Annotated in this window: 12 protein-coding genes and 1 pseudogene; 6 read left to right on the plus strand and 7 right to left on the minus strand. The window is 62.2% G+C overall.

Annotation, left to right across the window (positions count from 1 at the left end):
• Nucleotides 1–58: 58 nt before the first annotated feature.
• Together rpoZ and C4Q27_RS12300 are read right to left on the minus strand one after the other, a co-directional pair.
• Nucleotides 59–322, minus strand: a complete 264-nt coding sequence (gene rpoZ / locus C4Q27_RS12295; protein WP_003253383.1) for a DNA-directed RNA polymerase subunit omega — start codon at nucleotides 320–322, stop codon at nucleotides 59–61.
• A 240-nt stretch (nucleotides 323–562) separates the two neighbouring features.
• Complete coding sequence (locus tag C4Q27_RS12300) at nucleotides 563–1,435, minus strand: LysR family transcriptional regulator (protein WP_003253385.1); 873 nt, start codon at nucleotides 1,433–1,435, stop codon at nucleotides 563–565.
• 205 nt (nucleotides 1,436–1,640) lie between these two features.
• Between C4Q27_RS12300 and C4Q27_RS12305 the strand changes: the two genes are divergently transcribed.
• From C4Q27_RS12305 to C4Q27_RS12315, 3 genes are all read left to right on the plus strand, one after another.
• The gene (locus C4Q27_RS12305) at nucleotides 1,641–3,023 is read left to right on the plus strand and encodes a glutamine synthetase family protein (RefSeq protein WP_064493085.1); all 1,383 of its coding nucleotides are present in this window, start codon (nucleotides 1,641–1,643) and stop codon (nucleotides 3,021–3,023) included.
• Nucleotides 3,024–3,027: 4 nt separating this feature from the next.
• Entirely contained in the window at nucleotides 3,028–3,795 is a 768-nt protein-coding gene (locus tag C4Q27_RS12310) for a gamma-glutamyl-gamma-aminobutyrate hydrolase family protein (RefSeq protein ID WP_020192234.1), read from the plus strand.
• A 119-nt stretch (nucleotides 3,796–3,914) separates the two neighbouring features.
• Nucleotides 3,915–5,456, plus strand: coding sequence for an APC family permease (locus C4Q27_RS12315; protein WP_014592854.1), 1,542 nt, complete (start codon nucleotides 3,915–3,917; stop codon nucleotides 5,454–5,456).
• A 131-nt stretch (nucleotides 5,457–5,587) separates the two neighbouring features.
• On the opposite strand, the gene gmk is transcribed toward C4Q27_RS12315, so the two are convergent.
• Nucleotides 5,588–6,208 carry a guanylate kinase gene (gene gmk, locus C4Q27_RS12320; RefSeq protein WP_010955795.1) on the minus strand — a complete coding sequence of 207 codons (621 nt, stop codon included), beginning with the start codon at nucleotides 6,206–6,208 and terminating at the stop codon, nucleotides 5,588–5,590.
• A gap of 13 nt (nucleotides 6,209–6,221) precedes the next feature.
• The gene (locus C4Q27_RS12325) at nucleotides 6,222–7,085 is read right to left on the minus strand and encodes a YicC/YloC family endoribonuclease (protein ID WP_064493084.1); all 864 of its coding nucleotides are present in this window, start codon (nucleotides 7,083–7,085) and stop codon (nucleotides 6,222–6,224) included.
• 227 nt (nucleotides 7,086–7,312) lie between these two features.
• Between C4Q27_RS12325 and rph the strand changes: the two genes are divergently transcribed.
• Entirely contained in the window at nucleotides 7,313–8,035 is a 723-nt protein-coding gene (gene rph, locus C4Q27_RS12330; protein WP_003253397.1) for a ribonuclease PH, read from the plus strand.
• 23 nt (nucleotides 8,036–8,058) lie between these two features.
• On the plus strand, nucleotides 8,059–8,427 hold the full coding sequence (locus C4Q27_RS12335; RefSeq protein ID WP_003253399.1) for a DUF4870 domain-containing protein: 369 nt from the start codon (nucleotides 8,059–8,061) through the stop codon (nucleotides 8,425–8,427).
• A gap of 33 nt (nucleotides 8,428–8,460) precedes the next feature.
• Here C4Q27_RS12335 and C4Q27_RS12340 read toward each other — a convergent pair whose 3' ends face one another.
• Nucleotides 8,461–9,240: an exodeoxyribonuclease III gene (locus C4Q27_RS12340; RefSeq protein WP_003253401.1), complete on the minus strand. Its 780-nt coding sequence runs from the start codon at nucleotides 9,238–9,240 to the stop codon at nucleotides 8,461–8,463.
• Between the two features lie 80 nt (nucleotides 9,241–9,320).
• On the opposite strand from C4Q27_RS12340, the gene pyrE reads away from it, so the two are divergent.
• On the plus strand, nucleotides 9,321–9,962 hold the full coding sequence (pyrE, locus tag C4Q27_RS12345; RefSeq protein WP_003253405.1) for an orotate phosphoribosyltransferase: 642 nt from the start codon (nucleotides 9,321–9,323) through the stop codon (nucleotides 9,960–9,962).
• A gap of 159 nt (nucleotides 9,963–10,121) precedes the next feature.
• On the opposite strand, the gene argB is transcribed toward pyrE, so the two are convergent.
• Nucleotides 10,122–11,027 carry an acetylglutamate kinase gene (gene argB, locus C4Q27_RS12350; protein WP_004575216.1) on the minus strand — a complete coding sequence of 302 codons (906 nt, stop codon included), beginning with the start codon at nucleotides 11,025–11,027 and terminating at the stop codon, nucleotides 10,122–10,124.
• A 30-nt stretch (nucleotides 11,028–11,057) separates the two neighbouring features.
• Nucleotides 11,058–12,425 (minus strand): annotated as a pseudogene (locus C4Q27_RS12355) (phosphomannomutase/phosphoglucomutase); the annotation flags it as partial.
• Nucleotides 12,426–12,552 lie beyond the last annotated feature (127 nt).

Raw genomic sequence — 12,552 nt, forward strand, 5'->3', positions numbered from 1 at the left:
GGTTCACCTCCTGCCGAGGAAGAGGGCCTTGCGCCGTACGACGTCGACCTGGCATCAATCAGACAGCCTCGTTGTTCTCGTCCTCGAATGCGGCGAACACCGGATCCTCGGTGACGATCTCTTCAGCGGCGATGAACTCGTTGGTGACGATGCCTTCGGCAATTTCACGCAGGGCAACAACGGTTGGCTTGTCGTTTTCCCACGCAACGCGTGGCTCTTTGCCGCCGGTCGCCAGCTGGCGAGCGCGCTTGGTCGAGAGCATGACCAGCTCAAAGCGGTTATCCACGTGTTCCAGGCAGTCTTCAACAGTTACGCGGGCCATGGTCTTCCTCAGTAGCAATTGCGGTGGGCGTGCAGCCCATTAATGGGCAGGCGGACTCGATAGTATAAAAATTCACCAGCCAATAGGGAAGCGCTGTTTTGCCGGGCGGTAGCTGCAAACCCTGCGCTGCCTTCTTCGCGGGTGAACCCGCTCCTACAGGGGCCGCGTAGCTTGTAGCGGCGGGTTTACCCGCGAAAGGGCCGGAACAGACACCCTCAGTGCATGAGCCTGACGATAACCTCAGAGCATCGCGTCACGCAACCGCGGGGTCAGCTCTTCGAACAAGGTTTGCACCGAGCGCAACGCCCGGCAATCCGGCCGGGTCAGCAACCACAACTGAGTGTCGCAGCCGGGCAGGGGGCCGCTGAGTGCATCCACCCCGGGCAGCGCATGCACCATGTAGTCCGGCAGTGCTGCCACGCCCAGGCCGGCCATTACCAACTGGGCGATGGTCGACATGCTGCTGCACTGGTAGCGCGGGCTCAGGCCCGGGTGTTGCTGGTTGCGCCAGACCACCGTAGGGTGGTCCTGCATCGAGTCGTCTGGTGCGATCCACGGCACGCTGGCGGGGGACTCGCTCAGGCGCTCGCGCCACTGTGGCTGGCCGCAGACCACATAGGAGGTCGAACCCAGGTTGCGGCCCACCAGGTGCTCCGGTGGCGTATTGGTCAGGCGCAGGGCGATGTCGGCGTCGCGCCGGCTGAGGTTGGCGAAGGTGTTGGAGGTGCCCATCTCCAGCGACAAGGCCGGGTAGTTGGACATGAACTCGGCCAGTGCGGGCAGCAACAGGCTGTGCATCACCGCCTCTGTGCAGGTCAGGCGCACCGTGCCGCTGACCACTTGCTCGCCACTGGTCATGGCAATGCGCGCTGCTTCCAGCGCCTGCTCGGCACGTTCGGCCTGCTCGGCCAAGGCCTGGGCGGTGTCAGTCGGCAGATAGCCCTTTCGGCTCTTGACGAACAAGGCGGTGCCCAGCGCCGACTCCAATCGGCGGATCGAGCGGAACACGGTCGAAACGTCGACTTTGAGCAGTTCGGCGGCTTTGGCCAGCGAGCGGCCACGTTCCAGTGCCAGGACCAGAGAGAGGTCTGCGTGGGTTATCTGATATTGCATTGATGCACGCTCTGCTTGCCAAATTGCCAATGTCTGTTGCGTCTGGGCCATTTTATAGTGAAACGGCCCCCCGGAATCAATGCGCCCGGTCGGGTAACCAGTCCCCACGATGGGAAAGTGAAAACAACAACAGCTGCAACCATCGTCGCCCGTGAGGCGCCAGCCGTATCCCCACATCGCCGCAGCACATCAAAGGATGTACACCATGACGTCGGTAACCCCGTGCGCCAGTTCTTCCAGCGAGATGAATGACTTCCTCCAGGCCCATCCGGACACGCAGTACGTAGACCTGCTGATCTCCGACATGAATGGCGTGGTACGTGGCAAGCGCATCGAGCGGGCCAGCCTGCACAAGGTGTACGAGAAGGGCATCAACCTGCCCGCATCGCTGTTCGCCCTTGATATCAACGGTTCCACTGTCGAAAGCACCGGCCTTGGCCTGGACATCGGCGACGCCGACCGCATCTGCTTCCCGATCCCCGGCACGCTGTCGGACGAGCCGTGGCAAAAGCGCCCCACCGCCCAGCTGCTGATGACCATGCACGAGCTGGATGGCCAGCCGTTCTTCGCCGACCCGCGTGAAGTGCTGCGCCAGGTGGTGAGCAAGTTCGACGACCTGGGCCTGGATATTTGCGCCGCGTTCGAACTGGAGTTCTACCTGATCGACCAGGACAACCTCAACGGCCGCCCGCAGCCGCCGCGCTCGCCGATCTCCGGCAAGCGCCCGCAGTCGACCCAGGTGTACCTGATCGACGACCTCGACGAGTACGCTGACTGCTTGCAGGACATGCTCGAAGCTGCCAAGGAACAGGGCCTGCCCGCCGACGCCATCGTCAAGGAAAGCGCCCCGGCGCAGTTCGAGGTCAACTTGCACCACGTGGCGGATCCGCTGAAGGCCTGCGATTACGCGATCCTGCTCAAGCGCCTGATCAAGAACATCGCCTACGACCATGAAATGGACACCACCTTCATGGCCAAGCCCTACCCGGGCCAGGCAGGCAACGGCCTGCATGTGCACATTTCATTGCTGGACAAGAAAACCGGCAAGAACATCTTCGCCAGTGACGATCCGCTGCAAAGCGATACGCTGCGCCACGCCATCGGTGGCGTGTTGGAAACCATGCCGGCGTCGATGGCCTTCCTGTGCCCCAACATCAACTCCTACCGCCGCTTCGGTGCGCAGTTCTACGTGCCCAATGCGCCGAGCTGGGGCCTGGACAACCGCACCGTGGCCGTACGCGTGCCCACCGACAGCAGCGAAAACGTGCGCCTTGAGCACCGTGTAGCCGGCGCCGATGCCAACCCGTACCTGATGCTCGCGGCGATCCTTGCCGGCGTTCACCATGGCCTGACCAACAAGGTCGAGCCCGAGGCGCCGATCGAAGGCAACTCCTACGAGCAGCTGGAGCAAAGCCTGCCGAACAACCTGCGCGATGCCCTGCGCGCGCTGGATGACAGCGAAGTCCTCAACCAATACATCAGCCCGGACTACATCGATATCTTCGTGGCCTGCAAGGAAAGCGAACTGGCCGAGTTCGAAGTGTCGATTTCCGATCTCGAGTACAACTGGTACCTGCACACGGTGTAAGCCCATGAGCGCAAATGCGGTCCCTTTGATCGGTGTCAGCGCCTGCCGTCAGCAGGTAGGGAAGAACTCCTCGCACACGGTCGGCGACAAGTATGTCGAGGCGGCCGGCTTTGCCGGCTTGCCACTGATCTTGCCGGCCCGTGATGGCGGCAGCGACACGCAAGCGCTGCTGGCTCGCCTGCACGGCATTGTTTTTACCGGCTCGCCTTCAAATATCGAGCCGCATCATTACAATGGCGCCCCCAGTGTGGCGGGTACCCGGCATGATCTGGCGCGTGATCGCCTGACCCTGCCGCTGCTGCAGGCAGCCATTGCCGTCGGTGTGCCCGTATTCTGCATCTGCCGAGGCTACCAGGAGCTGAACGTGGCCCTTGGCGGCAGCCTGCACCAGCGTGTGCAGGAGCTGCCTGGCTACCTTGACCACCGCGAACCTGAGGATGCCCCCCTGGAGGTGCAATACAGCCCTCGCCACTCGGTCAGTATCGAGCCTGGCGGGTTGTTCGAGCGCCTGGGCCTGGCGGCGCAGTTCGAGGTCAATTCGCTGCACAGCCAGGGCATCGACCGTCTGGCCCCGGGCCTGCGCGTCGAGGCACGGGCCCCGGATGGCCTGATCGAGGCGGTGTCCATGCCTGCGGCGCCGGGCTTTGTGCTTGGGGTGCAGTGGCACCCGGAGTGGCGCTTCAACGAAAACCCGGTTTCGCTGCGTCTGTTTCAGGCGTTTCGCGAGGCCTGCAATGCCTACGCAGCACGGGAGGGCTTACGGCAGGAATGATTCTGACGTCAGCCGAAGGTCTCGGATGACTCGTCCCCGATAGCAAGCTTTCAATGAGTGAAAGCGAGCCTTGTACCCAAGGCTTGTTAAAACAATTCCAAAATTTACGGCAAATACTCATGAGCAATTACACAGAAGCCGGCCGCCCACCCGATGTGGCGGCCGACGCGGGCAACACTCAGCGCAGCAAAGGCCTGGCCAAGGGTCGCTTGGGGCTGCTGGCCAGCGTGGTGCTGGGCATTTCCACCATCGCCCCGGTCTATACCCTGACCGGCGCCCTTGGCCCTACCGTGCGTGAGGTGGGCGCCCACCTGCCGGCCGTGTTCATCGTGGGCTTCTTGCCGATGCTGCTGGTGGCCCTGGGCTATCGCGAGCTGAACTCGGCGGAGCCTGACAGCGGTACTTCGTTTACCTGGTCGGCGCGTGCATTCGGCCCGATGATCGGCTGGATCGGCGGCTGGGGACTGGTGGTTGCCACCACGATCGTGCTGTCGAACCTGGCAGGTGTGGCGGTGGATTTCTTCTACCTGTTCCTTGGCCAGATCACCGGCAAGCATGAGCTGGCAGCGTTGGCCGACAATCTGTTGATCAACATCGTTACCTGTTGCGTGTTCATTGGCCTGGCAGTGTGGATCTGCTGTCGGGGTATCGCCACCACAATGACCGTGCAGTACGGCTTGGTGGCCCTGCAGCTGTTGGTGTTGATCGGCTTTGCGTTCGCCGCTTTCGGCGGCACCACCGCGCCGCCACCGCTGGCGTTCGATTTCGCCTGGTTCAACCCATTCGGTGTCGAGTCGTTCTCGGCCTTTGCCGCTGGCCTGTCATTGTCGATCTTCATCTTCTGGGGCTGGGACACTTGTCTGACCGTCAGTGAAGAGTCGGTGGGCAGCGAGGAGGTGCCGGGCAAGGCCGCTACCTGGACCGTGATGTTGATTCTCGGCCTGTACCTGTTCACCGCGATCGCCACCCTGCAGTTTGCCGGTATCAGCGAAACGGGTCTGGGCCTGAACAACCCGCGCATCCAGGAGAACGTCTTTGCCCACCTGGCCGGCCCGGTCATGGGGCCGCTGGCGATCCTGATGTCCATCGCCGTGCTGGCCAGTACGGCGGCGTCGCTGCAGTCCACCTTCGTGGCGCCGGCGCGCACCCTGTTGGCCATGGGTTATTACGGTGCGGTACCGCAGAAGTTCGCCAGCGTCTGCCCGCGCTCGCAAACGCCGCGCTATGCCACCATCTGCGCCGGCCTGGCCGCAGGCCTGTTCTACGTGACCATGCGTACGCTGAGCGAGAACGTGCTGGCAGATACCATCACGGCGTTGGGCATGATGATCTGCTTCTACTATTCGCTGACCGCGTTTGCCTGCGTCTGGTATTTCCGCGGCAGCCTGTTCGACAGCCTGCGCCACTTCATCATGCGCGGCCTGTGCCCGCTGGTGGGGGGTGTTATCTTGTCGGTGATCTTCGTGCGCACCGCCATCGACAGTGCTTCGCCGGACTTTGGCAGCGGCTCGCATGTGGGCGGGTTGGGGCTGGTGTTCGTGATTGCCGCGATCATCTCGGTGCTTGGCATCGGCCTGATGATGCTGTCGCGCATGCGTGCGCCGGCGTACTTCCTCGGGGCTACCCTGCGTCAGCAGGCTACCTTGCCGCTGCAGGACTAAACCATTGGGGCCGCTCTGCGGCCCTTCGCGGGCACGCCCGCTCCCACAGGTGCGGCACAAGCCTCAAGGCAGTGATCAATCCGTGGGAGCGGGCGTGCCCGCGAAGGGCTGCAATGCAGCCCCATCGATCTTCAGCCGATCATTTGCTTGAGCAATGCCGCATGACGCTGCTGCTGCTTCTTCAGCAGCAGCCGATTCGAGCGGAACACTGCTTTCAAGTCTGCCAGCGCCGTGTCGAAATCATCATTGATGATGACGTAGTCATACTCGTCGTAGTGCACCATCTCGCTGACCGCTTCCTTCATGCGCCCGGCAATGATCTCTTCGCTGTCCTGCCCGCGTCCGTCCAGGCGGTGGCGAAGCGCCTCCTGGCTTGGAGGCAGGATGAACACCGACAGCGCCTGTGGCATCAGCTTGCGCACTTGCTGTGCACCTTGCCAGTCGATTTCCAGAATCAGGTCGTAGCCCTGGTCCAGGGTCTGCTGCAGCGCGCTGCGTGAAGTGCCGTAGAAGTTGCCGAACACTTCGGCATGCTCCAGAAAGTCACCTTGCGCGATCAGCGCCTTGAATTCCTCGTGGACGACGAAGTGATAGTTCACCCCGTGCTGCTCGCCCGGGCGCATGGCGCGAGTGGTGTGCGAGACCGAGACGCGGATCTGCTGGTCGTCTTTGGTCAGGGCGGTGACCAGGCTGGTCTTGCCGGCACCCGAAGGGGCCGAAACGATGTAGAGGGTGCCGCTGCTGTGGTTCATGGTCGGGGTGGCCTTACTCGATGTTCTGTACTTGTTCACGCATCTGTTCGATCAATACCTTCAGGTTGACCGCCGCTTGCGTGCTGCGTGGGTCGAAGGCCTTGGAGCCGAGGGTGTTGGCCTCGCGGTTGAGTTCCTGCATCAGGAAGTCCAGGCGCCGGCCTGCGGCGCCGCCACCCTTGAGCACGCGGCGCACTTCGGTGACGTGGGTGCTGAGGCGGTCGAGTTCCTCTGCCACGTCGCTTTTCTGGGCCAGCAGTACCATCTCCTGCTCCAGGCGCTGTGGGTCCAGCTCGGCTTGCATGTCGCCGAAGCGGTCGAGAATCTTCTGCCGCTGCGCCGCCAGCATCTGCGGCACCAGGGCGCGCAGGGTAGTGACTTCGCTGGCCATGTTGTCCAGGCGTTCGTTGATCAGCCGGGCCAGTTCCTGGCCTTCGCGCTGGCGCCCGGCCTTGAGTTCGGCCAGCGCTTCGTCGAACAGCGCCATGGCTTCGGCGTTCAGTGCCTGGGGGTCGCTGGTGTCGGCCACCAGCACGCCTGGCCATGACAGCACTTCCAGCGGGTTCAGGGGGGCCGGCTGCTTGATCAGGCCAGCCACTTCCTCGGCGGCGGCAACCAGATGCGCGGCGCGCTCATGGTCCACTTTCAGCGGTTTGCCATTGCTGTCTTCGTTGAGGCGCAAGGTGCATTCCACCTTGCCGCGTGACAGGCCCTGGCGCAGGCCTTCACGTACACCGCCTTCGAGGTCGCGCAGGGCCTCGGGCAGGCGTAGGTGCGGCTCCAGGTAACGGTGGTTGACCGAACGCAGCTCCCAGACCAGGGTGCCTTGGCTGCCGGCGCGCTCGACACGAGCAAAAGCGGTCATGCTGTGCACCATGGGGAGTACCTCGCGTAATGAATGAACGGTGGGAGCCTCTCGGCTGCAAGGCGCAGGATTGTAGCGCAGTGTCGCCGTGGCGCCCAATCCGCCTATGTTACTGACGGGTGGCTACTGCGGTAGGAAAAGGCGACGGGCTGTGCCGGGCGCGACAATAGGCATGTCTTCCCCGGGCTGCGGGCTCTATAATGCTCGGCAGATTCAAAGTCCCAGTACAGGTATCCCAGATGAAACGTCCAAGTGGTCGCGTTGCCGATCAGCTCCGCTCGATCCGCATCACCCGCAACTACACCAAGCACGCCGAAGGGTCGGTACTGGTCGAGTTCGGTGACACCAAAGTCATCTGCACGGTCAGCGTTGAAAACGGTGTACCGCGCTTCCTCAAAGGCCAGGGCCAAGGCTGGCTGACCGCCGAGTATGGCATGCTGCCGCGCTCCACCGGCGAACGTAACCAGCGCGAAGCCAGCCGTGGCAAGCAGGGTGGCCGCACCCTGGAAATCCAGCGCCTGATCGGCCGTTCGCTGCGCGCCGCGCTGGACATGAGCAAGCTCGGTGACATCACCCTGTACGTCGATTGCGACGTGATCCAGGCCGATGGCGGTACCCGTACCGCGTCCATCACCGGCGCCATGGTTGCCTTGTGCGACGCTTTGGCAGTGATCAAGAAGCGCGGCGGCCTCAAGGGCGGCAACCCGCTCAAGCACATGATCGCTGCCGTGTCGGTAGGCATGTACCAGGGCGAAGCGGTGCTCGACCTGGACTACCTGGAAGACTCCGCAGCCGAAACCGACCTGAATGTGGTCATGACCAGCGCTGGTGGTTTCATCGAAGTGCAGGGTACTGCCGAAGGCGCACCGTTCCAGCCGGAAGATTTCAACGCCATGCTCGCTTTGGCGCAGAAGGGCATGAACGAGATTTTCGAACTGCAGCAGGCAGCACTGGCTGACTGAAACCAGCCAAGGAGGTGCGGGGCATGAGCGATTCGAACCTGTCGATCACCCCGCCCAATGCCGAAATCCGGCAATGGGCGATGTTCTGCCACCTCTCCGCGCTGTTGGGCCTGGTAGTGCCGCTTGGGCACCTGCTGGGCCCGCTGGTGCTATGGCACCTCAAGCGCGAGCAAGACCCTTTTATCGACGCCCAGGGCAAAGAGGCGCTGAACTTTCAGATCAGCGTGACCATTGCCGGGTTCATCTGCTTCCTGCTGATGTTCGTGTTTATCGGGCTGGTGCTGTTTGCCATGCTCACGGTGGCAGTGATGATATTGATCATCATTGCGGCGGTGCGGGCGAATGAGGGCAAGCCTTATCGCTACCCGATGATCTGGCGGCCGATCAAATAACCATTGGGGCTGCAACGCAGCCCCAATGGCCTTTTAGATGGTCAGCGTCCAGTCATAGTCGACGATCAGCGGCGCATGCTGGGAGAAGCGTGGCTGACGCGGCAGGCGAGCGTTGCGCACGAAGCGGCGCAGGCCCGGGGTCAGGATCTGGTAGTCGAACCGATACCCCAGGTTGAGCATCTCGGCCTGCTCGTTGTCCGGCCACCAGCTGTACTGGTCGCCTTCACGGCTGACTTCGCGCAAGGCATCGACATACCCCATCTCGCCAGTGATCGCATCCATCCAGGCGCGTTCTGGCGCCAGGAAGCCCGGCGACTGCTGGCTGTCACGCCAATTCTTGATGTCGAGCTTCTGCTGCGCCACGTAGAACGAGCCGCAATAGATGTATTCGCGACGCTTGCGACGCTGCTTGTCCAGGTACTTGGCGAAGTCGTCCATCAACTTGAACTTCTGGTTCAAGTCTTCGTCGCCGTTCATGCCCGAAGGCAGCAGCAGGCTGGCAATACTGACTTTGTCGAAATCTGCTTGCAGGTAACGCCCGTAGCGGTCGGCTGTCTCGAAGCCCAGGCCGGTGATGACTGCCTTGGGCTGCATGCGCGAGTAAAGGGCCACACCACCTTGGGCAGGCACCTCCGCGTCGCAGGCATAAAGGAAATAGCCATCGAGCTGGAAAGCTGGGTCGTCGAGTTCAAAGGCCGAGGCGCGGGTATCCTGAAGGCAGATGACGTCGGCATTCTGGGCTTGCAGCCAGCTGAGCAAACCACGCTCGGCCGCAGCCTGAATGCCATTTACGTTCACACTGATGATCCGCATAAATGGCCCCAAAAATCTCGTGCGTGTATGATACCCGAGCTCAACCCATTTAGCTAAATCCGTGGTGTCCGGGACTATTCATGCAGCCGTATCAGCGCGACTTTATCCGTTTTGCCATCGATCGCGGGGTACTGCGTTTCGGTGAATTCACCCTGAAATCGGGGCGTACCAGCCCGTATTTCTTCAATGCCGGCTTGTTCAACACCGGCTCCGCACTGGCTGAGCTGGGGCGTTGCTACGCCGCCGCCATCGTCGACAGCAAGATCCCGTTCGATGTGCTGTTCGGCCCGGCCTACAAGGGTATCCCTTTGGCGGCGACTACCGCCGTGGCCCTTGCCGACCAGCATCAGCTGGACGTGCCATGGTGCTTCAACCGCAAGGAAGCCAAGGACCATGGCGAAGGTGGCAGCCTGGTCGGCGCGCCGCTGGCCGGTGACGTGCTGATCATCGACGACGTGATTACTGCCGGTACCGCCATTCGTGAGGTCATGCAGATCATCAACGCCCAGCAGGCCAAGGCCGCTGGTGTACTGATCGCGCTGAACCGTGAAGAGCGCGGCAATGGCGAACTGTCGGCGATCCAGGAAGTGGAACGCGACTTCGGTATCCCGGTGGTCAGCATTGTTTCGCTGACCCAGGTGCTGGAGTTCCTGGCTGACGATCCACAGCTGAAACAGCATCTGCCGGCTGTCGAGGCCTACCGGGCGCAGTACGGGATCTGATCCTGGCCCAGGAATGAAAAAGGCGACCTTCTTCAGAGGGTCGCCTTTTTTTGTGCCGCCTGATCTGGCCCTTTCGCGGGTAAACCCGCTCCTACATGGGGATTTCCTTTGTAGGAGCGGGTTTACCCGCGAAGAGGCCAGTGCAGGCTAACCGATCAATCAGCGCGGCTTGCGGTTGGTAATCAGGGTGCCCACGCCGCTGTCGGTGAAGATCTCCAGCAGCACTGCATTCGGCACGCGGCCATCGATGATGTGCGAGCTGTTCACGCCGCCCTGCACCGCATCCAGCGCGCACTTGATCTTCGGCAGCATGCCGCCATAAATGGTGCCGTCAGCGATCAGTTCGTTGACCTGCTCGGTGGTCAGGCCAGTCAGCACCTGACCCTGTTTGTCCATCAGGCCGGCGATGTTGGTCAGCAGCATCAGCTTCTCGGCCTTCAGCGCTTCGGCCACCTTGCCCGCCACCAGGTCGGCGTTGATGTTGTACGACTCGCCGTTGGCACCCACGCCGATTGGCGCGATGACAGGGATGAAGTCGCCCTTCACCAGCATGTTCAACAGGTCGGTGTTCACGCTCACCACTTCGCCCACGTGGCCGATGTCGATGATTTCCGGAGTGGTCATCTCAGGCGTCTGGCGGCTGACAGTCAGCTTGCGGGCGCGAATCAGCTCCGCGTCCTTGCCGGTCAGGCCGATGGCGCTGCCGCCGTGGCGGTTGATCAGGTTGACGATGTCCTTGTTGACCTGGCCGCCCAGCACCATCTCCACAACGTCCATGGTCGCCGAATCGGTGACGCGCATGCCGTCGATGAAGTGGCTTTCGATCGACAGGCGCTTGAGCAGGTCACCGATCTGCGGGCCACCGCCGTGGACTACCACCGGGTTGATGCCCACAGCCTTCATCAGCACGATGTCACGGGCGAAGCCCGTCTTGAGCTCCTCGCTCTCCATCGCGTTGCCGCCGTACTTGATCACCAGGGTCTTGCCGACAAAGCGGCGAATGTAAGGCAGTGCTTCGGACAAAACCTCGGCTACATGGGAAGCGGCATCGCGATCGAGGGTCATGCAGGGCTCCTGTAAGGAACAGATAGTCGGTCAGAACGGCAGTTGCAGCTCAGGCTCTACCCGCAGCAACTGGGTGCGGAAAACATCCTTGATACGTTGCAATTCGGCGTCGCTGTCGGCCTCGAAACGCAGCACCAGCACCGGGGTGGTGTTGGAGGCGCGAACCAGGCCCCAGCCGTTGGCGTAGTCGACCCGCACACCGTCGATGGTGGTCAGGTTGGCTTCGCCCCAGTCGGCGTCGCGTTGCAGTGCATCAATGATGCTGAATTTACCCTCGTCGGTCACATCAATATTGATTTCCGGCGTGGAAATGTCGTTCGGGAAGGCGGCAAACAGGTTTTCGGCGCTCTGCTCGGTCTTGCTGAGGATCTCCAGCAGGCGCGCGGCGCTATAGATGCCGTCGTCAAAACCGTACCAGCGTTCCTTGATGAAGATGTGACCGCTCATCTCGCCTGCCAGCAGCGAACCGGTCTGCTTCATCTTCTTCTTGATCAGCGAATGGCCGGTTTTCCACATCAAGGCGCGGCCACCGTGCTGTTCGATCAACGGGGTCAGGCGGCGGGTGCATTTGACGTCGAAGATGATCTCGGCGCCCGGGTTGCGCGACAGCACGTCCTGGGCAAACAGCATCAGCAGGCGGTCGGGGTAGACGATGCTGCCGGTGTTGGTCACCACGCCGACGCGGTCGCCGTCACCGTCGAAGGCCAGACCGATATCGGCACCGGTTTCCTTGACCTTGGCGATCAGGTCCTCGAGGTTTTCCGGCTTGCCCGGGTCCGGGTGGTGGTTGGGGAAGTTGCCGTCGACCTCGCAGAACAGCGGGATCACTTCGCAGCCCAGGGCTTCGATCAGTTGCGGTGCAACCACGCCAGCGGCGCCGTTGCCGCAGTCCACCACCACCTTGAGCTTTTTTGCCAGCTTCACGTCGCCGACAATCTGCTTGAAGTAGCGGTCGAGGATCTCGACCTTTTCCACGCGGCCTTGGGCCAGGGTCAGGTCGTTGGTTTTCAGGCGGGCCAGCAGGGCCTGGATCTGTTCGTTGGCCAGGGTGTCACCGGCGATGACGATCTTGAAACCGTTGTAGTCCGACGGGTTGTGGCTGCCGGTCAGCATCACACCGGACTTGCCGGCCAGCACGTTGGCTGCGTAGTACAGCGCCGGGGTAGGCACCAGGCCGACGTCGCTGACGTGGCAGTCCGCATCGACCAGGCCTTTGATCAGCTGTTCCACCAGCATCGGGCCCGACAGGCGGCCATCGCGCCCTACCGAAACCTGCGGTTCGCCCTGGGCCAGGCTTTGCGCGCCGATGGCGCGGCCGATCCAGTAGGCGGTTTCGGCGTGAAGGGTCTTGCCGACCACGCCGCGGATGTCATATGCGCGGAAAATGCTGTCGGGCAATGCGGCGGGGACCAGGTGGGCCATGTCGTTCATCTCTGGAAGCTCCATTAGTCAAAGGCTTTCTGGGCAGGCGCAAACTGAACGCTTGGACGGTGGTTTCGCCAGAGAGTTCGCCATCCTTGGCCTG

Origin of the sequence: Pseudomonas sp. SWI36 (assembly GCF_002948105.1) — a bacterium.
GTDB lineage: Bacteria > Pseudomonadota > Gammaproteobacteria > Pseudomonadales > Pseudomonadaceae > Aquipseudomonas > Aquipseudomonas alloputida.